This is a genomic window from Butyricimonas faecihominis, from assembly GCF_033096445.1.
In the GTDB taxonomy this organism is placed as follows: Bacteria; Bacteroidota; Bacteroidia; order Bacteroidales; family Marinifilaceae; genus Butyricimonas; species Butyricimonas faecihominis.
The window spans coordinates 2,939,809-2,964,153 of sequence record NZ_AP028155.1 but is presented as its reverse complement, the minus strand read 5'-3'; the positions used below and the strand labels follow the sequence as shown (position 1 = coordinate 2,964,153).

Annotated in this window: 19 protein-coding genes and 1 pseudogene; 12 read left to right on the top strand and 8 right to left on the bottom strand. The window is 42.7% G+C overall.

The features are described 5' to 3' along the window. The first annotated feature begins 46 nt into the window (after positions 1 to 46). The 7 genes from R8806_RS12325 (at position 47) to R8806_RS12295 (ending at position 9,563) form a co-directional block, all read left to right on the top strand. The gene (locus R8806_RS12325; RefSeq protein ID WP_124315930.1) at positions 47 to 1,210 is read left to right on the top strand and encodes a FecR family protein; all 1,164 of its coding nucleotides are present in this window, start codon (positions 47 to 49) and stop codon (positions 1,208 to 1,210) included. Positions 1,211 to 1,312: 102 nt separating this feature from the next. Next, the gene (locus tag R8806_RS12320; protein WP_124315931.1) at positions 1,313 to 4,852 is read left to right on the top strand and encodes a TonB-dependent receptor; all 3,540 of its coding nucleotides are present in this window, start codon (positions 1,313 to 1,315) and stop codon (positions 4,850 to 4,852) included. A 2-nt stretch (positions 4,853 to 4,854) separates the two neighbouring features. Next, positions 4,855 to 6,390: a RagB/SusD family nutrient uptake outer membrane protein gene (locus tag R8806_RS12315; RefSeq protein ID WP_124315932.1), complete on the top strand. Its 1,536-nt coding sequence runs from the start codon at positions 4,855 to 4,857 to the stop codon at positions 6,388 to 6,390. 16 nt (positions 6,391 to 6,406) lie between these two features. After that, on the top strand, positions 6,407 to 7,021 hold the full coding sequence (locus R8806_RS12310) for a fasciclin domain-containing protein (RefSeq protein ID WP_164719564.1): 615 nt from the start codon (positions 6,407 to 6,409) through the stop codon (positions 7,019 to 7,021). Between the two features lie 12 nt (positions 7,022 to 7,033). Continuing rightward, positions 7,034 to 7,456, top strand: a complete 423-nt coding sequence (locus R8806_RS12305; RefSeq protein WP_229782996.1) for a hypothetical protein — start codon at positions 7,034 to 7,036, stop codon at positions 7,454 to 7,456. A 58-nt stretch (positions 7,457 to 7,514) separates the two neighbouring features. Further along, complete coding sequence (locus tag R8806_RS12300) at positions 7,515 to 8,801, top strand: thioredoxin family protein (protein WP_164719565.1); 1,287 nt, start codon at positions 7,515 to 7,517, stop codon at positions 8,799 to 8,801. 72 nt (positions 8,802 to 8,873) lie between these two features. Beyond that, the gene (locus R8806_RS12295; RefSeq protein WP_124315935.1) at positions 8,874 to 9,563 is read left to right on the top strand and encodes a DUF4163 domain-containing protein; all 690 of its coding nucleotides are present in this window, start codon (positions 8,874 to 8,876) and stop codon (positions 9,561 to 9,563) included. 56 nt (positions 9,564 to 9,619) lie between these two features. Here the strand turns inward: R8806_RS12295 and R8806_RS12290 are convergent, their stop codons facing one another. Continuing rightward, positions 9,620 to 11,461 carry a YfbK domain-containing protein gene (locus R8806_RS12290; protein WP_124315936.1) on the bottom strand — a complete coding sequence of 614 codons (1,842 nt, stop codon included), beginning with the start codon at positions 11,459 to 11,461 and terminating at the stop codon, positions 9,620 to 9,622. 114 nt (positions 11,462 to 11,575) lie between these two features. Between R8806_RS12290 and R8806_RS12285 the strand changes: the two genes are divergently transcribed. Both R8806_RS12285 and R8806_RS12280 read left to right on the top strand, forming a co-directional pair. Then, positions 11,576 to 12,154: an RNA polymerase sigma factor gene (locus tag R8806_RS12285; protein WP_229782389.1), complete on the top strand. Its 579-nt coding sequence runs from the start codon at positions 11,576 to 11,578 to the stop codon at positions 12,152 to 12,154. Further along, positions 12,141 to 13,409 (top strand): carboxypeptidase-like regulatory domain-containing protein, encoded by a 1,269-nt coding sequence (locus R8806_RS12280; protein WP_124315937.1) that lies wholly within the window; start codon positions 12,141 to 12,143, stop codon positions 13,407 to 13,409. Before R8806_RS12285 ends, R8806_RS12280 begins: the two co-directional genes overlap by 14 nt. Here the strand turns inward: R8806_RS12280 and R8806_RS12275 are convergent. The 3 genes from R8806_RS12275 to R8806_RS12265 all read right to left on the bottom strand — a co-directional run bounded on the left by R8806_RS12275 (position 13,406) and on the right by R8806_RS12265 (position 17,529). After that, positions 13,406 to 14,362 carry a DUF4435 domain-containing protein gene (locus R8806_RS12275; protein ID WP_183312879.1) on the bottom strand — a complete coding sequence of 319 codons (957 nt, stop codon included), beginning with the start codon at positions 14,360 to 14,362 and terminating at the stop codon, positions 13,406 to 13,408. The genes R8806_RS12280 and R8806_RS12275 overlap by 4 nt on opposite strands. Before the next feature lie 100 nt (positions 14,363 to 14,462). After that, positions 14,463 to 15,299 (bottom strand): AAA family ATPase, encoded by an 837-nt coding sequence (locus R8806_RS12270; RefSeq protein WP_124315938.1) that lies wholly within the window; start codon positions 15,297 to 15,299, stop codon positions 14,463 to 14,465. Positions 15,300 to 15,492: 193 nt separating this feature from the next. Further along, positions 15,493 to 17,529, bottom strand: coding sequence for an LruC domain-containing protein (locus tag R8806_RS12265; protein WP_124315939.1), 2,037 nt, complete (start codon positions 17,527 to 17,529; stop codon positions 15,493 to 15,495). Between the two features lie 212 nt (positions 17,530 to 17,741). Between R8806_RS12265 and R8806_RS12260 the strand changes: the two genes are divergently transcribed. From R8806_RS12260 to R8806_RS12250, 3 genes are all read left to right on the top strand, one after another. Next, positions 17,742 to 18,110, top strand: coding sequence for a DMT family protein (locus R8806_RS12260; protein ID WP_027200508.1), 369 nt, complete (start codon positions 17,742 to 17,744; stop codon positions 18,108 to 18,110). Positions 18,111 to 18,302: 192 nt separating this feature from the next. Continuing rightward, positions 18,303 to 20,117: a TrkH family potassium uptake protein gene (locus R8806_RS12255; protein WP_124315940.1), complete on the top strand. Its 1,815-nt coding sequence runs from the start codon at positions 18,303 to 18,305 to the stop codon at positions 20,115 to 20,117. Positions 20,118 to 20,185: 68 nt separating this feature from the next. Next, positions 20,186 to 20,854, top strand: coding sequence for a potassium channel family protein (locus R8806_RS12250; RefSeq protein WP_124315941.1), 669 nt, complete (start codon positions 20,186 to 20,188; stop codon positions 20,852 to 20,854). Positions 20,855 to 20,982: 128 nt separating this feature from the next. On the opposite strand, the pseudogene R8806_RS12245 reads toward R8806_RS12250, so the two are convergent. The 4 genes and pseudogenes from R8806_RS12245 to R8806_RS12230 all read right to left on the bottom strand — a co-directional run. After that, positions 20,983 to 21,249: pseudogene (locus R8806_RS12245) on the bottom strand (AAA family ATPase); the annotation flags it as partial. Positions 21,250 to 21,346: 97 nt separating this feature from the next. After that, positions 21,347 to 22,102, bottom strand: coding sequence for an ABC transporter ATP-binding protein (locus R8806_RS12240; RefSeq protein WP_124315943.1), 756 nt, complete (start codon positions 22,100 to 22,102; stop codon positions 21,347 to 21,349). Then, a complete protein-coding gene (locus tag R8806_RS12235) occupies positions 22,099 to 23,052 on the bottom strand; it encodes a FecCD family ABC transporter permease (protein WP_373289749.1) in 954 nt (317 codons plus the stop codon). Before R8806_RS12235 ends, R8806_RS12240 begins: the two co-directional genes overlap by 4 nt. 175 nt (positions 23,053 to 23,227) lie before the next feature. Beyond that, complete coding sequence (locus tag R8806_RS12230) at positions 23,228 to 24,226, bottom strand: IS110 family RNA-guided transposase (RefSeq protein ID WP_124318433.1); 999 nt, start codon at positions 24,224 to 24,226, stop codon at positions 23,228 to 23,230. Positions 24,227 to 24,345: the final 119 nt, after the last annotated feature.

Sequence of the window (24,345 nt, the reverse complement as noted above, 5' to 3'; positions counted from 1 at the left end):
GAATTCTCTTTTTGCATATTAGGTATGTAAAAGTTGATAAAATAGTATGGAAAAATATAGAGAATCGATCGAGTTGGCGGAGCGAATTACCCGGTATCTGGAAGGGAATCTTTCTGATATGGAGGAATTGGAGTTGGAAAAGGATCTTCAGGGAATCCCCGAGGGAGAGAAATTGTTGGAACGTATTCGAGATCCTAAAGCGATTGTGGTTAAAAAAGAAATTTACGAATCTTTTGATGCGGCAAGGAGTTGGAATAAAATTCAGAAAGCAACAAGTACAAAGAATTCCAAGCAAATCTACCGTGTGTTCTGGTATGCGGCAATATTGATTTTACCGTTGGCAGTTGCAGCGTTTTTTTTGTACGTGAGTCATTTTAAGGTGGGAGAGCGTCCGAATTATATTGTGAACGCTTATTTTGAAAGTCATAAGACGATGTTAGAGTTGCCGGGGGGACAGTTGGTTGCTTTAGATACCGTAAAAAATGTTGCGGAAAAACTAAATCAATATGGTGTGCTTTTAGAGAATGGAATCGGGTTGGATTACACAGGAGTTGATTCAATAGCAGATTCAAAAGTTGAGTATCACCGGATTATCGTTCCCAGAGGAGGAGAATATAATCTGAAATTGGCAGATGGGACAAATGTTTGGGTTTTTGCAGAGTCGGAAATTCGATTCCCAATTCGTTTTAAAGGCAATAAACGAGAAGTATACTTGGAAGGAGAGGCTTATTTTGAGGTACACCATGATCCGGCTCATCCTTTCTACGTGAAAACGAAATCTCTCGATGTAAAAGTGTTAGGGACGAGTTTTAATGTAAAAGCATATAAAAATTCAGGTATTGTGGAAACCTCGTTGGTTGAGGGTATTGTGAGTGTAAAAGATAACGTGTTACGCCCTGATATGCAGGCAACTTATCATGAGCAATTGGGAGATTTCTCTTATCGTAAGATTAAGGGAGAGAATTACCGTTTGAGAAAGGAACAGATGTTCGTGTTCGAGGAAGAACGCTTGGATGACATTTTACAGGAGATGGCTCGTTGGTATGATTTCGAGGTGTTCTACCAGAATCCGGAGATGGCGGAAAAGCGATTTGGGTTTAAGCTGGAAAAGTATGAACATGTTGATTCTTTATTGAAAATATTGGAGTTGACAGGCGAGGTGAAATTTGAGATGCTTGGAAAATCGTTGACGGTGAAAAGTGGTAGTTGACCACGTATTGCTATAAATAAAAATGGGAGCCAGAGATTTTGTGGTGATTATTTCTGACAACCCATTTCATTAAATTCAATATCAATTTAATTTCTCAAAGTTATGAAAAAAAACTTTTGGACGTGGCTCCTGCACGATAAAAAAAAGGAGAAAAGTTCTATATGCATGAAAATTTGCTTGTGTATAGCGTTTTTTTTAGCTAGTGGAGCATTTCGAAGTGTGCATGCACAAACGGAAAAATTAACGCTGAAAAGGGAAAATGCCTCGATGCTGGACATCATTTTTGCTGTAGAGAAACAAAGTAAAATGACATTCGTGTATAGTATGGATGCCGTGAACAAAATTGGTAAGATCACGATTGACGTGAAGGACGTGTTGATTGATAGCGTGATGAATATTTGTTTGCGGAAGACGGATTACACGTACACTCTCGAAAAGAACGTTGTGGTTATCAAGAAGAAAGCTGCGGAAGAAGTAAAAGGTTCTACGGCTGTGACTCCGAAAAAGAGAGTGATCACGGGAACGATCACGGATAAGCAAAAGGGAAAGCTTCCCGGGGTGTCGGTTTACGTGAAGGGAACTACTGTCGGTGTCGTGACCGACGTGAATGGCGTGTATAAATTGGAGCTTCCGGCAACAGCCAAAGCGTTGTTATTCTCTTTCGTGGGGATGAAAACGAAAGAGGTTGAATTGAAGGATCAGACGACGATCAATGTCGTGCTGGAAGAGGAAATTTCCGATTTGGATGAGGTGACCGTGGTGGCTTACGGGGAACGGAAAAAAAGAGAATTGATTGGGGCTGTTTCATCCGTGAAAGCTAAGGAGCTGGAAGAGGTTCCTTCTGCCAGTCTTGAGAATTTGTTGCAAGGACACATGGCAGGTGTGGAAGTGTCGAATATTTCCGGTTCTCCCGGTGGGGGTGGAACCCGTATCAATATTCGCGGTTATAATTCCTTGTTGTCAGAATCACAGACGGATGGAACACCTTTGTACGTGATTGACGGAGTTCCCGTTCATTCATTTACTTCTCCGGTGACGGGTACGAACACGTTAGCCGAGATTGATCCTTCTACTATTGAATCCGTTGAGGTGCTGAAAGATGCGGCATCGGCAGCGTTGTATGGCTCAAGGGCAAGTAATGGAGTAATCCTAATCACCACGAAACAAGGGAAAACCGGTCGGGGTAAGTTCTCCGCGAATGTTTCTTACTCGTATTCTATTCTGCCGGAGACCCCGACACAGACGGGAGGACAGTTGGAACGAATTGCGAATCTCAATAAATTAAGGAATTATTGCACGGCTTACGGAAGCTGGCAAACAGGAATATATAAGATGCCGGAATCTTATCGTGATGCCTATCACCAGAATGGGGCGTATGATTATTTCTGGAATAGCGGGTATCCCTTAACTGAATATCAAATTGGTACAGGGAAACCTTTACAAGATAGTTTGAATCCATTTTACAACAATTCGACGAATTGGTGGAAATATTGTTTCGATGCGGGAAAGATTTTAAACGCAAATCTTCAGGCTTCCGGGGGGACGGAAACCATAAAGTATATGGTAGGGGCAGGATGGTATGACGAAACAGGAATCATGTTGGGGAGTAATTTTAAGAGAGCTAATATCCTGACAAACTTGAATGTTGTTCCCCGTGCAAATTTGAATATTGATGCCCGTTTGTACTTAGCCTACACGGATCGAAGCCGGGGAGCTGCAAATACTTCTTTTACAAATGCAAGTAAGATAGAGCGGTTGACAGTCGACCCGAAATCAAATTTATCCATTTTGCCGGGATCCGGCGAGATTGAGAAGGAGACCTTGAAACAGTTGAACGAATCTTCCGAGAAAAATATTACTTACCGGATCCGGGCAAGTCTGGCCGTTGCGTACGAGTTCGTAAAAGGATTGAAATTGTCTTCGAGTTTATCCATGGATTTCTCTGAAGGGAAACGGAACTCATTTACACCCAGTTATCTGGATGCGGCGAATAATTTGAGTGTATCAACGGGAAGCATAAGTAGTGGAACGCTATTCTCCAATGAGAATCTACTTGTTTATAATAAATCGATCCGGGATAATCATAACATGGAAATTCTGTTGGGTTTGTCTTATTTGAGAGAGGCAAAAGACCAGTTTAGCGGGAGCGGGAAGGGATCTCCAAGTGATAAGATTCATTATGTACTGAATGGATTTCCTACCACGTTCGAGGAATATGGAAGTGTTAAATCCTTACAGGCCTATCGATCCAATTTTGAGGAGAAAATCATGTTAAGCTATTTTGGTCGTGCCGCTTATAATTATAAAAAGAAATATTTGTTCGAGTTCACGTTGAGAAGGGATGGTTCGTCCGTGTTTGGGGAGGATGTGCGTTGGGCCACGTTCCCATCGGTCGCTGTCGGTTGGGCTTTTTCCGAGGAACCGTTTTTCAAGAAATGGTGGTTGAGTTATGCTAAAATACGGGCATCATGGGGAACTTCCGGGCAGCAATTCCGAGATGCCTATCTGGCACATGGAACTTTGGAATTTGCAAATACTTTCTTGGGGAATGCAGGGGTATTACCTTCCCAGATCGTTAATAGAAATTTGACTTGGGAGGAATCAGACCAGTATGATATTGGTTTGGATGTCGATCTCTTTGATTATCGTTTGAAGTTCAAGTTGGATTACTATTATAAATATTCGAAATCTCTGTTATTCAATGTTTCCTTACCGGGAGATTACTATTATCATAAAACCGCGTGGCAGAACGCAATGGAGATTTCTAATGAGGGAATCGAGTTAGAGTTGAATTATGATATATTACGTAACACGGAAGTAAAATGGCGGGGAAAATTTAATATTTCGAGGAACTGGAACCGCTTTGAAAAGTCGTACACGGATATGGATATGGTGAACGGTACTGGCCAGTTGGTTCTTGGGCGTCCTATTTACGGGTTGTATATTTACAAGGATCTGGGAATAATCGAGTCCGAGAAGGATATTCCGGCTTATTACGATCAGCAAGGGAATAAAAATCTGTTGCACTCGATGAATAAGAGTTATCCCTATTCGGCGGGAACCCGGATGATTCAGGATATGAATCAGGATGGAAAAATCAATGATGAGGATCGATATTATGCGGGATCGACCTTGCCGGTTGCTTACGGGGGATGGGCAAACGAGATCATGTGGAACGGTTTCGATTTGAATGTATTGTTTACGTATTCCTTGGGGCGGAAAATTATTAATTTGTACAAGATTTCTTCCTTGCAGAATAATTTAAGAACAAGTACGATTTTTGTTGATTATGCAAACACGACATTTTGGGAGAAACCGGGCGATAAGGCAGATTATCCTATTATAACCTCTAGTACTGATGGTTATATCGGTCAGTTTGGTGGAGATGTCTCTTCCAATATAGAGAAAGTGCATTATTTGCGCTTGAAACAATTGACTCTTGGCTATAATCTCCCGAAAGAGTGGATGAAGAAAATTAATCTTGAAGGGTGTCGTTTGTTTTTTACGGCAGAGAACTTGTTTCTGTTGACAAATTATTCCGGCGTGGATCCGGAAGTGGTGGACCCCTATACCGGGTATGATAATTTCATGTATTATCCTCTTGCCCGGAAGCTAACGTTAGGATTAACTGTAAAATTTTAGCCATGAGGAAAATTATATATATACTACTTTTCCCTTTGTTATGGGGATGTGATAGCGTTTTGGACGTGGAACCGGAGAATGCCATAACATTCACGAATTTCTTTAAAACCGAGGAGGATTTTAATGCCATGATTTTTCAGTTGGAGGGTTTTTTCCGGTACAAACAATTTGAAAATGAAGTGATGGCTTTCCGGGGGTTTTTGGCCGATCAGGTGAATAGCTCCTATTATGGGGATCAACGAATGTTGAATCAAACGTCAATAATAAATTCATTTTCCAATGGTTGGAGAAATCAGTATGATTTGATTTACGTGGCGAACGTGATTCTGGATAATTTATATCGGGCAGAGGGGATTCCGCAGGATAAATTGGACTTCTATGCGGGGCAGGCCTATTTCGTGAAGGGTTTTGTTTATTTCGATTTAGCGAGGAAGTGGGGAGATGCCGTTATCACGAGAAATAGTACCAGTATGGAGGTATATAACAAAAGTTCAATGCTGGATGTGTTGGATGAAGCGATAAAAAATGCCTCGGAAGGATATGAATTGTTACCGAAGTACGAGGATATGCCTCTTCTCGGTGCGAATACTTGGGTGTCAAAGCAATATGGTTGCAAGGGAAGTTGTGCGGCACTCTTGGCTCATTTGTATGCATGGAAAGGGAGCATGATTGATTTGTGCGGTCTGGAAGGAGATGCAAAAAAATGTTATGAAGAGTCGATAGAATGGTCTACGCTTTTGATTGAAAAGAAAGCGGGATTTTACGAGTTGGAACGCACGAGTGAAGAGGTGTGTACGAAAGCCATGAAAGGAATAGGTGCCAGTCAGGAGAATATTCTGGAGTTTGAGCTGGACCGTTTTCAGACTTACCCGATGGCGTACTTCCCGGGCAGGGTATGGATTACTTGGCCGGTAAAAGGTACGGAAACTCCGGGATCCGTGGTGACGAAAGACTTCGTGATCAAGGCCGAGACGGTTAAAAATCTTTACGAGGATACGGATGACCGGAGGGATGAATATTTCTTTAAGCTGGATTCCATGTCGCATGATACGATGTATAAAGTGAATCAAGGATATGCATACGTGTATAAATGGCGAGATGTAGTCTACAGGAATGTGTCGTGGAGTCCTACCCCTCAGGTCGCTTACATTGACGTGAATTATAGCTACTGGCGCTTGGCGGATATTTATTTGTTGAGGGCCGAATGCTACGCAAAACTGGGTGATGATCTGGCAAAAGCGGATTTGAATAAAATCCGCAATCGGGCTCACGCTACGCCTTATCCGGCTCCGGGAGAAAATGACATTCAACTGGCGATCTTTAAAGAACGGGAGAGGGAACTTCTGCTTGAAGGACATCGGTATTATGACATTATACGGAATGGACTGGAATACATACATACTTATATGGATGGTAATTACAAAACACTGGATCAGCAAGATGTAAAAGAAGGAGCTTTGTTTTTACCGATTGGGGATGAAGCATTTAATCTAAATGATTTGATACGTCAGAATATTTATTGGTCAAGATTCGAGTAAATTTAAAATGAAGACAATGAGAAATATAGGAATAATTTTGGTTTTGCTCTCGCTTTTTTCTTGCGAGACGAAATACAATTACATCGATTCGGGTTTAGCGAACGGCCGTTTTGACGGGACGATGTATGATTACCTGCATTCCAATTCTTACGATTGGGATAGCACGTTACTCTTGGTGGAACGTGCCGGTCTGGAAGATTTGTTTCAAGGGAAGCAGGTCGGGTACGAGAAAATAACTTTTTTCGGTCCGACAAATTTATCCATTCTTCGATGGATGATCGAGCAGGGATATAATGCTATTCGGGAAATTCCGGAAGCAACGTGTCGGGAGTTGATATTACGGCATGTGGTTGCCGGGATTCATTGGCGGGATGATATTCCCCGGGGCGAACAGATTTTGGGCGAGACGCAGGGGAAAGGTGGAAAAGTTTTCACCAGTGCTTTCGGGACAAAATTCTGGGTATACTCGTTTCAGGATACCTATCATGATATTCCGGACGTGGGGCCCGTGTATTTGTATGTCACTTCGTTTGACACGAGAACACAGATTGATGTCGCTTCAACTGATATAGAAACGGATAATGGAGTCGTTCATTCTTTGAATTACTCTTATACCTTGGGACAATTATAAAAACGAAATGCTATGATGAAACAAGTATATTTATTTCTTGTGCTGATTATCACCTGTTGGGGATGTCAGGATATGAAGGTCGGGTATTTGAAGGCGGAGAATGCCGGTTATTTACCGAATGAATTGGAAGTGAAAAAAACACTGGATCCGGTGGAAGATGCTGTCAGGATGGCGAATGAGGCTCCTTGGGTGACCCAGAAAATACAGGGAGTATTGGGTACTTCCCCCCTGTCGTTCGAATTTGTAAGCGTGAAGGCTTCGGAGGGAGGAGATGCGGAAGTATTCAAAAAAGAAATTACAGTCCGTGGTGGAGGAGTTATGGAGTTACCGTTATACACGGAACTACCCGTGGGGCGTTATGTCGTTACCTTGAAAGTTTCGAATGATGGTTACTCCGAGTTATTATCGGATGTCTATACGTTTGTGGTAAAATAAATTAATTCGGATAAAGTCTGATTCGATGAATCGGGCTTTATCTAAAACAAAAGTAAAAATGAAAACAATTCTGGTTATTGTATTGATATTTATAGGAGGAATTCAGTCTTTCGGTCAAGGAATTGAATTCTTTAAAGGAGATTATAATGCGGCTTTAGAAAAAGCCAAGCAAGAGGGAAAGATGCTGTTTGTAGATTTCTATGCGGATTGGTGCGGGCCTTGTAAACGGCTGGCTAAAGATGTTTTCACACTTGAGGCTGTTGGAAATTATTTTAATGAAAAGTTTGTTTCCATACAGATTGATGCGGAGAATCCCGCTAATCGTCAGGTTGTGAAACAGAATAAAGTAAGATCGTATCCTACACTGGCTTTTTTTGATGCGGATGGAAAATTACGGTCCCGCTTGGAAGGAGCTCTTGATGGTGCCGCTCTTATAAAATCGGCCAAGGTTGTCACGGGGGAAGAGATGAGCTTTGAGGAGATTTACACGAAGTTCAAATCTTCTAAAAATGATTTGGTACTAATGCAACAGTTGTTGCTAGGGGCCCCCGCTTACGTGAGTACATTGGAAAATATGGAACAGGCAAAATGGATTGCCCGAATCGAAAAATTTTTTAAGGACTATATTGATTTGAAAATGGGACCGGAACTGATAAATGTAGATGATTATCGTATTATCAATACTTTTCATCATACGGATAAGCCGGGGGACAAGTTGATGGAGTTTATGAATAAAAACATGGAGGCTTATTTGAAACTTGGGGAAGGGCCTGCTTATTTTGTGATGGAGTACAATAATAAAATCATGGAGAATATGGCTCGTGCCGGCAAGGAGGAATATAAAAAATACTTGGAACGCATTGATGGGGATATGAAATTGACATATAGCGTGGTTCCACAGAAAACGATGTCTGCCCGGCAGCGTTTCACTTATTTGTATGATGCCGAGTACTTACTTTTTTATAAGAAAGATGGGGAGGGATACGTGACGTCAATGGATGCTTATTTTAAAGAATTGGGAGAGGATGCCCGTGCCGTTGATTATGGAATGGCAGCCCAGCAAGTTTACACCGCTACCGGGGGAAAGGTGCCTGAAAGCGTTATTTTGAAAACGAAAGAATGGACGGTGAAAGCGTTGCAGTACACGGATATTTCGTTGATGGATAAAATTAACTTCTTGGCAATGCTAGGGGATACCAATAAGGTTTTGAAAGAATATGACGAGGCAAAGAAGTGCTATAATCAGGCTTTTATGGAATCCATGCAAATGGAACAGGAAATGACAAAAGCGATGATTCAAATGAGGATCAAGCAGAAATTGGCAGCTTTAGATTTGATAAAATAAAAGTGATGCAATGTGATAACAGTATATTTTAATTTCATAATTTTGTGATATACACAAAAAACAAAACACACAATGAAAAGTACACTAATTATGGCAGTTTTAATGGCATTTGCCTTTGTGGGATGCCAGCCAAAGGTTCAGGAGCTGAACGTGAAGAATGAAAAGGTTACGGCGAATTCTGAGAATTGGGACATTACGGTAAATCGTTCCATGTTCTCCTCTGCTGATGCGAACGTGAACAAGAGCTGCGAGGTCTTGAACAAGAAGATTGAGAAGTTCGTGAATGATTTGCAGGATAGTTTGAAGAGTAACGCGAACGAGTTTTTCCAGTCATGGCAGGAAAGTGGAGAAGAGCGTCCTGTATGGATATACGAATTGCAAGTGGGAGATAGCGTGTTTATGGCAAACGACCAATACGTGAGTGTACGCTTGATTGTTTACACTTTCACGGGCGGTGCGCATGGAATAACGAATTTCTACACCTTCAATTATGACGTGCAGAATCAGAAGTTCTTGACGAATCAGGAGATTCTGAATTATACTAACGAGACTCAGATTAATACCCAGTTGAAAGCGAATTTCAAGAATCCGGAAGGTTGTTTTACGACAGATCCAACGCTGAAAGATGTGACGGCTGTTAACTTTAACAAAACCTCAGTTTGTTTTACCTATGGTCAATATGTTCTAGGTGCTTACGCTTGTGGGGTGGCTGAAGTCGCTGTTCCCCGGACGGCATTGAAAAACGATTTGTTGATTAAATAAAGTGATATTGCTTTATAAAAATTGGCCGGAAAGCTTTCCGGCCAATTTTGTTTTATTCATTTTAGTAAGGCAGCACTTTCGACCAGCCGGATAAACTCTTTTCGATACCCTTCCGGGTCATAATTTGTAGCTTGTTTGGCGAGGTCGATAACGTTATCGAATGTAAAATCGTTCTTGTAATCCGAATTTTGTAATAACATCCCGAATCCTGCAACAGCGGCAGAGAACCGGAAATTTTCGGAACTCTTTTTTATAGGTGTATCTTTGTCGATAGCGGCTACTTCCATTTTAGAACTTTTATGTGAGTTCGGTTGTTTATAGCGAAGCTTCACGGTTAATAATTCCGGACTATCCGTTAAGGCTTTCTTTTCATCTTTTCCTGTTTTCTGGTATTTCAGTGGGTCGATGTTTGGTGCAAAATTACTTTTAACTCCGACCGGGATGATTTCGTACAAGGCAGTAACGCTATGTCCGGCTCCCATTTCTCCGGCATCTTTCGTGTCATCGTTGAAGTCTTTCGCTTCCAGCAGGCGGCTTTCGTAACCGATCAGGCGATAAGCTTGAACTTTAGCCGGATTGAATTCCACCTGAATCTTTACATCTTTGGCAACCGTGAAAAGGGTTCCTCCGAATTCGTTTACTAATACTTTTTTCGCTTCCGTCAGGTTGTCAATATAAGCGTGATTCCCGTTTCCTTTCTCCGCGAGAACCTGCATCCGGTTGTCTTTATAATTTCCCATTCCGAAACCTAATACTGTCAGGTATATACCGGTAGCCCGTTTTGTTTCAATCATCTTTTCTAGTTCTTTGGGTGAAGAAATGCCGATGTTAAAATCTCCGTCTGTGGCTAGGATAATGCGATTGTTTCCTCCTTTAATAAAATTATTCTCGGCAACCCGGTAGGCTCTTTGGATTCCATCTCCACCGGCAGTACCGCCACTGGCATATAATCCATCGATGGCAGCCAGAATTTTGGCTTTATCACTTCCCGGGGTAGAGGTAAGTACTTCTTTTGTTTGGTTCGCGTAAGTAACAATCGCTACTCGATCTTGTGGACGAAGTTGTTTCACGAGTAATTTCAAAGATGATTTCAACAGCGGGAGTTTGTTGGAGAAATCCATGGAACCGGATACGTCAATCAAGAATACAAGATTCGAGGCCGGAAGGTTTTCCGTGGCAATTTCTTTTGCCTTGATCCCGATATGTACCAGTTTGTGCTGCGTGTTCCATGGGGCGTTGGAAACCTCGGTGGTGATACTTACCGGGTCATTTCCTCGTGGGGCGGGGTAATCATAAGCGAAATAATTCAGGAACTCTTCCGTGCGTATGGCATCGACAGGAGGAAGAGTTCCTTGATTAATAAAACGTCGTACATTAGAATAAGCAGCGTTGTCCACGTCGATCGAGAACGTGGAAAGAGGCTTGTCCAAGGCCAACAGGAAGCAATTTGCGGCGAATTCGTTATACTCTTCCGTGTTTTGCTCGGAAGTTAATGTTACGGGCATTCCGGAACGGAGTTTAAGCACGGCACTTTCGTGGTGTATGGTTTCGTATCCGGTAACAATGCACTCGCTTACCATTGCCGTTTCGTCATCCGTATTCAGGTAAACGTTTAATGTCTTCTCTTTTACCGGGATATATAAAATTTCTAACCCGATAAAACTGAATCGTAAGGTATCTCCTACATTCGCCTGTATCGTGTAATCCCCTTGCGAATTGGTGGCTACGCCAATATTCGTGTTTTTAATGAGAACGGTTGCCCCGGGTAATGCCGAACTGTCCGCGGCAAGCATTACCTTACCACTTACTTGAATCTTTTGGGCTAAAACGACATTGGATAATCCAATGAATATAACTAATCCCCATGCTAATTTCTTTAAAACGCTATTTGTTTTCATAAGCTGTTATTTTTAAATTAATTTTATCCTAAGATGACAGACGAAAAGAAATTCCATAAATCTTTAGAGAGAATTTTTTTAATTCTTATATTTGTAAAAATCAATGTATAAATAGTGAAGCGGGGTCAAGAGAACATAACGGATGAAGAACTGCTGAAACGATATTGTGAAAGCGGTGACTTGGCGTATTTCGTGGAGGCTTATAAAAGATACATGCCCTTGGTCTATGGGGTGGCCTTAAAGTATCTGAAGCGACCGGAAGATGCGCAGGATGCCGTTATGCAACTATTCGAAGAATTGATTGTGAAGGTAAAAGAGACGGAAATACAATCCTTCAAAGCTTGGCTATATACTTGTATTCGCAATAACTGCTTGATGGAAATCCGGAAACGGAGTAAAAATTTGTCCGTTTCTTTAGACGATTCTTTTATGGAATTTTGCGATGATTTTCATCTTACTGTTGTAAACGAGAGGGAGAATCGAGAGAAATCGTTGCGGGAATGTATCGAGGGGTTGCCTGAAAGACAACGTGTCAGCGTGAAATATTTCTTCCTGAATGAACTTTCGTACAAGGAAGTGGAAGAACGCACGGGTTTTTCTTCGAAAATGGTAAAGAGTTTTATCCAGAATGGGAAACGGAACTTGAAATTGTGTTTGGAACGTAAAGGAATAACATCAAATGAAACGGATTGACGACATAAAAGAATACCTGCATGGCAACCGGAAAGGTAAGGCTGCTAACCGTATGGAGCGGGAGGCTTTGTCCGATCCGTTCTTGTTCGAGGCATTGGAGGGGTTGACTTCGACTCCCGGTGATCCTCTTGATGGCCTGATTCGTCTGGAACGCCAGTTGAACGAGCGCTCCCGTTCATCTCGTAAACAAAAACGGACATGGATGTATATTGCAGCCTCGTTTGCTATTTTGCTAGCTTGCGGGACATGGTGGTTTACCCGGCAAGAGAAAACTTTTGATGTACCCGTGATGGTAGTTGCTCAATTATCTGATTCGGTGAAAACCAAAGAGAGAGCGATACTGACACTTGAAAGTGGAAACACAATAGATTTATTTGATAAAACGGATTCTTTGACAGTGCCTCCGGGCGATAAAAAACAGTTGTTACGCTCGGATAACCGGGTAGCAAGAAAAAAGGATTCTGTACGGGAGATGGTGATGGAGGAACTTGCTGATCAAGAAGTTTCTTTGGCAAGTGTTCAGATTGAAGATACTTCCCGACTGGTAACCCGGAAAATGAAAGTAAACGATAATCACGTGTCGGGTATGATAACGGATGGGAAGGACAATCCTTTAGCGGGAGTGACAGTACTCCTTTCCGGCTCGACGATGGGGGTAGTCACGGATGCCAACGGCCACTTTAGTTTGGATCTTCCTACATCAGAGGGTTTACTTACCTTTTCTTTTATCGGGATGAAATCTCAGCATATTTTGGTTAAGGCGGGAGACGAATTGCAAGTGAAGATGGAAGAAGATGCAGAAAAAATGAATGAGGTTGTTGTTACCGGTTATGGTGTTGCAAAAAAGAAAGAGGTAGAAATGTCCAATATAAAAATGCAGGAAGTTTCTGTTATAACCAGTCGACAAAATGTTGTACTTGATACGTTGGTATCTAAAGATGATGTCCTCCATTTCAATCAATATATGGAAAAAGCTTTGCGCTATCCGAAAACCGACTTGGATTCGAATAAAATGGGGGCTGTAATACTTTCATTCGAGTTGAACAGGAAGAAAGTCCCCAGCCGAATCCGGATAGAGGATGGTTTCTCGAAGGAGAGCAATAAAGAGGTTATTCGATTGTTGGCCGAGGGGCCTAAATGGGAGAACACGCCATCCGGTAAGCGAATACAAGCCCGTATTCATTTCACGATTGGAAAGAATGGCGAATCCCATAAAGCCATCTTGGAGGTGTTACCTTCCGGGAGGAAACCTTAGAATAGAAGATGAACGTCTTCCTCTATCTTGCGAATGGCGGGATAAGCCCCGAAATGTAAATTCTTTTTCAATTGATCGTCAATACTGTTCCGGTAACCAAAAAGGTTGACATGAGGCGGTTGTTGTGAACCGGAATACGAATCTTTCGCGATTCTCAGTACCTTTTTACAAACTTCCCGGTTCAGCATGTAAACCATATCATAAATATTATGCCCCCGGATAAAGAGATACGTGGTGTCCGGGGTCAGCCCCATCTTTTGGTATTTTTCTTCCAGTATGGAAAGGTTCGCTTTGGGGTAATTCTTCCGGAGTTGGGCAAGTTTTTGTTCGATCCGTCCTTTCAACTTGTTTAACTCGTGGCGTCCGTTCTGTCGGATGTCCGGTCGACGTTGCCATTGAAACGAAATCAGTTCGTTGAAATCAGCGATCGAGAATCGTTTGGGATCTGCCACTAGGAAATATAGATGCCACAGGAATAATTTGTACACGATATTCGAATACTCTTTCAGAAATTGGTGAAAATCGAACACGTTATTAGGTAGGGTCGTGATCCGGTAGCATAACTCGTTCAACCCCTTGTCATAGCAATGATGGTTCTCGAAAGAGTAGGTATAGGTCTGGAAAATGTAATGTTTAACATCAATCCCTTGTTCTTGCAACAAATAGCGATAGTCACTGTCTATGCAGATAAAAAACTTCGGGTTTAAGTATTTGACATATTTCAGACATTGCGTCACGCCTCTGGTTTCATGGCCCCGTTCGTTCCGGGAACCCGCGATAAAATGAAACCGGTCATTCGGGCGGAAATGCTTGAAAATATTGCTCCAGAAAACAATATCGTCTTTATCTTCCACGTGAATAGCTGCCCTACAACGCAAGAGCTGTGCGTCCATCATAAAACGTTTGGCTGCGTGATAATAATATTTTTCTTTAGATACGGGAGGAGAAAACATAACAATTGAAAATTGAGAATTGAAAATGTAAAAAGACCATCAATCTACGATTAAAAGAGCTGGGTTGGAATCTAAAATCATAAATCTAAAATTGATCAGGTTAGTGAATCAATAGGTCTTCGATGAATACCAACTTGTCCCCCCAGCCATCACCGAACAGGCTCGGGGAGTGGGTAGAGGTAATGATTTGGCAATGCGGGTTCAGTTTTTGAATTTCTTCAAAAAGGCGGTACTGCCACTCGATATGTAACGAGATTTCCGGTTCATCCATAAGCAGGATGTAAGGTTGTTCGTCCATCAGGAACACGCGGAGCAGAATAATTAGTAATTGTTTCTCTCCCGACGATAGCTTGTAAAGATGGATAATTTCATCTCCATCCCGGAAGACCAATTGATTCGTCATTGGGTCAATCTCGATGGTCTTCCCTGTTCCGGCAAACAAGTGGTTCACCGTGTCGTAAAATTTGCGAATCCTGCGGTTGATCTTTTCCGCCTGATCCGGAAAATTCGTGGCCCGAAGGCGGTAATCAGAAAACGAATTGTTATTCTCGCCCACGCTGTACACGATTTCCTTTAACTCGCTGAGTAAGGGACTATCTTCTTTACCCATTTTTCGACGGTCTCGGATTGGTACGTCAAAGGTGCTGATCTTTAAATAGTTCACCCCGGCTAACTTTTGTCTTACAGATGCTAGGGTACTATCTTTCCGGAAACTGATCAAGATGTCGTCAATAGTGACCTCGGCCTCGATGTTGTACAATTTCAAGCGTTTAATATCTGCCGAAAGTAAGGCGTCAATAATATTGAAGAATGTGGTTTTCCCGCTACCGTTAATACCTGTCAGGATATTCACGTCGGGATTGAGATTTTCCCACCGGAAATTATATTTTCCCCATATATTGCGGATCTCTATTTTCTGAATCTTGTTCGCTTTCATGATACTGCACTTTGATGGTAAAGTTTATCCGTTATTTGAACAAAGATAGTGTTTACAGACTGAAATCTCTTAAAATTCTTGTTTTTTAAACAAAAATTTGCTTCTTTCGATGGGTGTGGATATATAAAAATCAGAGGCAGGCTGGTAGGCCTGTCTCTGAGATCGTGATATGAAATACTTATTAAAATCAGTATTATTTGGAGGCTGGGTATTCATACCAGTCTTTATTTTCTTCGCCTTTACTTTTTGCCCATTTATAGAACCCCGGGTAGAACTTGTCAATTTTTACACTCTCATCCGGTATCTGATAATCTGTGATAGGAAGATCGATGGCGAAGGGATAGTTATCTTCAGCGACATAGTAATTGGGTCCGATAGGATTTCCTTCTTGATCCAACGAACTTTTATCATTATTACGTCCGAAGAAATACAAATTGGCAAACGGGGTCGGGGGATAATTTGTGAGATGAATTTCACGACGAGCTTCTTTGCTTGTTGCATTGAATCCATCCGTGCTGACACAGATAAATGGATTGTAAAGTTTTTTTCTTGAGACATCATTGATCGAGTTCTTTCCGGCCAGTTCCAAGGTAACGGTTATCGCTCCGTTTTTAACAGCTTGTTGAATGTCATCAAACAACATAAATGTTGGTTTATCTTGGTTGATTTCCATTCCATTCTCGTTGAGGGCGGTTGATGAGGAATTCTCGATTTTAATATTGTCAATATCACTCTTGTCCATGTTCATTTGATAACCGAAAGCGCTTTTTAAAGCTCCGCCTGCATGGATTGGAGTGAATATGTCTTTGATCCCAATAATTTTATTGTCCTTGTCAGTTGTGAATGTGGTATGATACGTGACAACAACATCATTCATGTCATAATCTCCCTGACTGGGCCATAAATCCTCGAATACTAACGTACCTTCGAGGGCGTCACTTTCAATGGGTGGATATTCTTCATCCGGGTCGGTTGTTGGCTTGTTCGGGTCATAGATCGCCTCTTCGGGAGTGGAGGTCAAGTAGAAAAAAACATCTTTGTAATCCTTGTCTCCTCCGTCCTCGAAACCGTTTACAGTAGTTTTACTTTTCTCGTCGTATAGGCTTATGCATACACTTTTATTGTCTTTATTGAATTCATTATTCGAATACCGGATACCATATTTCGGATTCACAATGTTAACTTTATTTCCTGATGCTTGTTTGTAAACTTCAAACCCATCCGGAATCATAAACCATCCGATAGTGATGCCTGCCGGGAATACATTTGTCTCTTTCCCGTTTTTGTCAAAATATTTGAGTTGAATCTGATGACCAGACCATAATGGGGGCATATAATTACTTGTGATTCCGGAGTTTGACCCCCATGTAGAACAATTTGGGAAAGCGATGTATTTGGGTAGGGATTCGAACTCTTCCGCGCTTGGTGGATTCTGGGTTTCGTAATAGTAGTAACCGATTGCATTCCGGTATTCGGCCTCTTCTCCAAGGAATGTCAATTTAATGCTAGCATCTTTCAAGACATTCGTGTTTATAACTTTTGTCGAAACAGCAAAGCTAGAGTTATCTTTGGCGGTCAAAACATCGTTTAACCGGTTTACTAGTCCGTTGGGTACATCAACGGCAACCGGGTACGTGATCCCGTTATGTTCTTCCCTTAGAAGATAATCCGGCATCCCGTTATTATCATATCCTCCAAGGAACTGAATGTTGTACGGGTTCGTTTCCGTGTATGCTCTGGATAGCGCTTTGTCCATGATCGCCATCTGGGATGTCATGACCGGCGTGCTTGGTTGAAGATTTTTGATATAATCTTTCAGGTTGAATTTAATTCCCGAATTTTCGACCTCGACTTCCACGCTGGTCGGTAGAATATAATTCTCCGAATACAGGTAAATTTTCGTGCAAGCTGTTGGCAAATTGACAATACCGGAGTATGTACAATCTTCATCCGTGTACGCTTTTAAAATGGATTTTACATTTTCTTTTTTCTTGGCTTTTCCGTTTTCTAAAATAACGGGATCTTCCGTGAATACCTCGAACACGGCTTTGTTACCTTTCATGCCATAATCAATGTCCAAAGACTTATCGACGGTGGTGGCGAAGTCAAAAATATCTTTTGCCGGTTCATTCTTGTTTGGATCGTAGACATCCTTTTTACAGGCTGAAAACAATACTATACACGTCAACCATCCTAGTAGTAACATGCATACATGCTTGTAATTATTCATTGTCCTTTATATTTTTTACAAAAGTACGGAAGTTTTGCTTGCAAATATTGCAATATAGTATGCTATTTGTTTCCTTATGGAATGAATAGTGGAAGAATAGTGGAAGAATAGTCGAGTGATGTAATATTTGTGGTCTATTTCACGAATTTCTTTGAGAATTTGTATTTTTGTGCCGTCTTCTGAAGACTTATAAATAGATTAAAAAATACAGTATGCAAGGACTTTATGCGATATTATTGCTGATCGTTTCGAACGTATTCATGACTTTTGCTTGGTATGGCCATCTGAAGTTACAGGAAATGAAATGGATAGATAACTGGCCTCTCTTCGGGGTAATCTTGTTTTCATGGAGTATTGCTTTGTTCGAATATTGTGCCCAAGTTCCGGCTAATCGTTTGGGATTCATTGGGAACGGGGGGCCTTTTTCGCTGATGCAGTTAAAAGTGGTTCAGGAAGTGATCACGCTGACCATTTTCATTATCTTCTCCATGCTTTTCTTCAAAGGGGTAACCTTCCAGTGGAATCACTTGGCCGCTTGTGTTTGCTTGGTGCTGGCAGTTTACTTTGTATTCATGAAATAACTATATTGGGTTATCCCCTCTTGTGTTTTACCTTTTCGTGAAAATCAAAAATAGAAAAGTCTAGCGGAAAACTGAAAAATAATGAGTAAACTTGGAGACATTTCCCGGTGTTATCGGAAAGTGAAGAATTATCGGTGATTTATGTAACTTGCGGTAACTGCTTAACGTTATTTATTAAAAAAAGTTGGTGTTATGTTTTCAGTGGAATTCCGCTATCGGGCGAGAAAGATTTATAAGTCTGTAAAACAGATTGTTGAACTGGTAAGTAATGTGTTATTATTTCTAGCCTCTTTTCTCGCAATTATTTTAGTCATTTATCGTTTCGGCTTTGATATGCCGGCTGATTATTCTCATGAGATATACTACACCTATCGAGCGATAATTCGTCTTTTCGTAGTGCTTGGCTTGTTGCGGTTCTTGTTTAATTTCAGGCTGCTACGGGCGGAAAAAGGATTTTGGATAGAAGTGTTAGTGTTACTTTTCCTGTTTGCCTTGACCTTGTTCTCCAAACACTTCGACCGACCGGATTTCGAGGAGACTAACCCCTTCCTTTTCAAGGTCGAGCGAATATTGACGTATGCTGTGGTATTACTATTGAGTATCATACAACTCTCGAAACAGATATTTGTTGTCTTGCGAAGTCGGGTAAAGGCGGAAGTTCTTTTTGCCGCGAGTTTTTTATTTATCATCCTTTTGGGGGCTGTTTTGTTAAGATTACCTAATGCCACGTACGAGGGGATCAGTTTCATGGATGCCTTGTTTACCTCGACGAGTGCCGTGTGTGTGACCGGGTTGACTGTCGTTGATACCGGTGCCACTTTTACGTTGACCGGGCAGGTCGTGCTGCTCATGCTGATTCAAGTTGGGGGAATTGGGGTGATGACCTTTACCAGTTTTTTTGCCATGTCATTCTTGAGTGGCACCTCCTTTCACGATCAGTTCATGATGAAAAACCTATTGAACGAGGCATCTTTGAGCGATATTTTTCGGACGGTCGTGTATATCATTCTGACCACGTTTATCATCGAGGGAATTGGTGTTTACCTTGTCTACATGCAAGTGCAGGATGTAGCGGAAATTGACAATAAACTCTTTTTCGCCTTGTTTCATGGTGTTTCGGCTTTCTGTAATGCCGGGTTCTCCACGTTGCCGGGCAATCTCTATGATCCTTTGATCAGGCATTTGTATGGTTTGCAAGTCATTTTGGCTTTTTTGATTATATTTGGTGGTATCGGATTCCCGATCTTGTTCAATTACGGGCGACTCCTGCATTATGGTATTCGGAATAAGATCAAATGTCTGTTGGGTATGAATTACAAGGTGGTCCACGAACCTCGCATCGTGAGTACGACAACGCGAATCGTGTTACCGACCACTTTAATCCTGCTTGTCGTGGGGACAGCCTTGTTCTGGATATTTGAAAATCATAACGTGTTGGACGGAATGTCATTCACGGGAAAATTTGCCACTTCGTTTATGGGGGCCGTCACCCCTCGTACGGCAGGTTTTAACAACGTGGATATGTCCATGTTACACGTTCCGACAATCTTCCTCACGATTGTCTTGATGTGGATCGGTGCGGCTCCGATGTCCACGGGGGGCGGTATCAAGGTGACAACCTTCGTGATTGCTTTAAAAAATATATGGGCGAATCTCGCGGGGAACGATCGGGTTGTTATCGCGCATCGTCAATTGACTCGGGAGAACGTGAACCGGGCGCATTCAATCATCATGCTATCTATTCTGTGGATCATTCTGGCTGTTTTTGTCATCGTGATTCTGGAACCGAAGGCAACGCTGACTCAAGCTGTTTTCGAGGTCGTTTCTGCCTTGGGGACGGTGGGGCTGACTTTGAATTTGACGCCCCATTTATGTGTGGCAAGTAAAATGACCATTGCCCTCACCATGTTTGTCGGGCGTGTAGGCTTAATCACCCTTTTGGCTTGTTTCATCCGCCATCAGGAAGTGAAACTTTACACGTATCCCGATGAAACCGTAATCGTTTAATCAATTGAAAGTTGAAAACCAAGCTCCGTCTCACATTTTCAATTTTCAATTCTCAATTTTCAATTATTATGAAGTGTATCGTATTTGGATTAGGTAATTTTGGACTTGCACTATCGCAACGTCTGACCAAACGGGGAAACGAGGTGTTGGGAGTGGATTCTGACATCAGTAAGATTAATTTGTACAAGGATTCCATCACGAATACCGTGGCATTGGATGTGAAAAATGAACAAGCATTACAAACGCTACCTTTGACAGAAGTGGATGTGGTGTTTGTGGTGTTCGGGAAAGATTTTGGGACCTCCCTGTTCGTGATTGCGCTATTGAAACAATTTGGCGTGAAACGTATCGTGGCACGGGCCATTTCGCCGGTGCATAAGGTGATTCTGAAGTCTATGGGAATCACGGAGACCATCAATCCGGAATGGGAGTATGCCGATTTCTTCGCGACAAAAGTGGAGTTGGGGACAACTATAGATTCCTATGTTGTTGATGACGATCATTTGATTATCGAGTGGGAGATTCCACCTCGTTTTATCGGGCGAAAATTAGGTGATGCGAAATTCGAAGAAGAATTTGGGTTAAAATTGATAGCCTTAAAACGCTATGATGCTAAAGTCGATAAATCATTGGTAATGAATAACCCGTCCGATGATACCGTTTTTGTTGAAAAGGATGTGTTTGTACTTTTCGGTCATCCGAAGAACTTCCGGAAACTTGGAATCCAGATTGCTTGATTCAAGCGAGTCATAGCCAAGAGACAATTTGTGGAATAAATCTATTTTCGGATTGTCTCTTGGCTGGATGAATCCGAGCGTTATGACTCCACGATCCATTTCTCGATATTCCTTGTTTTCGAACTGAAATTTACACCGATTTTAAATATCTTGCGCTTGTCTGATTGGAATGGTTGAGCGTAATGCTTGTCATGGATTTCTTTTTCTCCCCAGAAATAGGCATCGAGCGTGGAGATCAATAGGCTTTTGCCAAAACGATGCGGGCGACTGAGAAAGTAATAACTACCTGTTTTTACCAGTCGGTAAATCAAGGCGGTCTTGTCAATATAGAAATAACCTTCTTTTCGGATTTTCTCGAAATTCTGGATACCTATGGGATAAATTTTCTCACTCATGCGCGTTCGTTTATGGATAATAATAGAACAAAGATACTCAATTTTATATGATTATCGAAAATGAGCGACAAGTTTAATGCCAGTCTTAAACAGCCTTTCACCGGACACGTATACGCAATTCTTTCGGGTCGAACGTGATGGTCTCGTTACGGAACAGGCGTTCGATATGACCGCTGTTAATCATCTGTCGCGTGGGTAGGTAATGCAAATGCGGACGATCGACCAGGGCGATGGAATCACAGAGCGTGAGAGCAATATCCAGTTCGTGGGTTGAAAAAAGGATACATTTGTTTTGTTCGTGAGCCAGTCTTTGCAATAGCACTCCCAGCTCGTAACGGTTTGGCAGGTCCAGAAAAGAGGTGGGTTCATCAAGCAAGATGATAGGAGTGTCTTGTGCGAGGGCCCGGGCGATCATGATTCGCTGGCATTCCCCGTCCGACATCTGGTCCATTGTTCGTTCGGCATAGGTGGACATATCGAGTAATGCGAGGGATTTATCAACGATTTCCCGGTCTCGTGGTTGCAGTCTTCCTACCCAGTTCGTGTAGGGGGCCCGCCCGAGGGCGACTACATCCCGGCATTTCAAGTTAGGAATCCGAACCTTTTCAGTAGTCACGAAACTGACGGTGCGAGCCAGTTCCTCCGGTCGCAACCCGGCAAGGTCTTTCCCGGCCAGCAATATTCGCCCGGACTTGATTTTCCCTAACCCCGCCGTGGCCCGCAGCAAGGTACTTTTCCCGCTGCCGTTACGTCCCAGCAAGGCGATCAGCCCGCCCCCGTCCAAGCTGGCCGACACCCGGTCCAGCAGGATTTGTTGCCCGTATCCCAGTGTTAAAGATTCCAGTTGTATCATGCCGGTCGAAGATTTTTATATACCACCCAAATAATTACCGGAATTCCCAGCAGGGCGGTAATACAATTCACGGGTAGCACGAGTGTTTTAGCAATAATATCACATATCAACATGGCCACGACTCCTAGTAATATGCTTCCCGGCAAAAGTGTCCGGTGATCCGCGTCGTTAAACAACATACGGGCCACGTGAGGCACGGCAAGTCCGAGAAAGCCCACCGGGCCGCAGAATGCCGTCACGGTTCCGGTCAACAACGTTGTCGACACGAAAATAAGCGTTCTGGCACGCCGTATATTCAGTCCCATCGTCTGGGCATAGCTCTCCCCGAGTAAAAGAAGATTCAATGCCTTGATACAATAAATCGAGAGAATGACGCCCACGCAAATCACGGGAATCATGATAAACAGTTTCGTGGTCGTGACGTGTCCCAAGGAGCCCATCGACCACAGGAAAAACATTTTCAATTGCTCGGCAGAACTCAAGTACTGTAAAATCTGTATGATAGCTCCCGCGATGTAACCGATCATCACTCCCATGATCAACACCCCAAGGATATTTTTCACGTAACGACTGATGATGGCAATCAGTAACAGGACCATGACGGCCCCGCCCCATCCGGCTCCGACAATACCTACCGACTGCCAGAACCCGGAATGTGCCAGTCCCAGCAAAGGAGCCCCTAGGATAAAGAAAGCAACGCCTAGTCCCGAACCGGAGCTTACTCCCAGCAGGTAGGGGTCTGCCAGCGGGTTCCGGAAAACGGTCTGCATCTGCAAGCCGCTTATCGAAAGTGCCACACCGATCAGAACGGCCACGATCACCCTTACCAAGCGAATCGACAGCACGATATTCCGGGTTGTCATATCCGTCTCGTTACCCGTGAACACGTTCCAAACCTGCCCGACGGAAAGTGCCGAATCTCCCGACACCAAGTCGAGCGCGAACAGCACGAAAACCAGCAGGCTCAGGAAAAGGAATATGATCGAATTGCGTTTCACGATAAAATTGAAAATGACATCACCGTTATTAATTTCTTGATTTATGATTTTAGATTCCAGCCGCACGGGGGGACGCTTTAACTACCCCCTCTAACTCCCCCTTATTCTTATGGTTTAAACAAGTAAATCAAGTAAAATTTATGGAATAAATATCATTTTTTCTAATGACGGCAAAAACACGAGCGACCAGCTTGGCCCTGATGGCATTGATGACGGTCATCTTGTTTTTGCCTTCTTCCACCTTTCTCTTGTAATACACTTTCAATTCACTCTTCTTTTTCCTTGTTATAGACAAGGCAGCCATGTGTAGTAACGTTTTTACCTGCTTGTTTGCCCTGCGCGAGACCCTGTTACGGGAGCGCACGCTACTGCCGGAGGTGTACTGGAAAGGGGCGATTCCCGCGTGACAGGCAAACTTTCTCGAGTCGGTGAACCTTGTGAACGCCGCGGTCTCGACGATAAAACACAAGGCGGTTTCCCTTCCAATGCCCTCCACCGAGGTTATTATTTTCATTTGACGTTTTAAAACATCACAAGAATCGATGATTCCCGTTATTTCTCGCTCCACGACATCGATCATCTTCTCTAGTTCCTTGATCACGTGTTTCAACCGGTTTGCCTTCGCCTTGTAAACGGTACTCTCCATGAAATTTTTCTGGTCCGAAAGTTGCCCCTTGTACTTGCTCAAGTCCGAACGGTAAAGAGAGCGTTCCTGTCTCAGTTGCTTGACCCGTTCCAGTTCCGGGGTAAGCTCGTGATACAACATGGCCTTGTCATTGAATCGAGAAGCGTACAACGCTATCCGCCGGGCGTCTACACGGTCGTTCTTGCCACGATGAACTCCCGACGAGTACTTCAACTGGGCGGGATTTTCCAGCCACAAACGACAACCTAGATCCCGGCAAGCCAACGTCAAGGGGTAAGTGTAATTTCCCGTGTGCTCGGCACAAACAAGGCAACTGCAAAGATCCAAGCCCCGCTTTTCCGCCATGTCGACAAGGAAACGGTGGATCGCGGACGGGTTATTATCTATAACGTCCTCTTGCAAAACTTCTTTACCTTGAAGAACGCAAATGTCAAGTTTATTTTTACTCACGTCGATGCCTATAAAACAATTATTTTCCATACTTTTGTGTTTAACAAGTCTAGAGAGAAAGGATTTTGAACCTGTCCCAAGTACCTTAACAATTCAAGTTAATTTCTTATACGGGCCTGGGTTCAAGAAAGGGAAAGGAGTCCAAATAA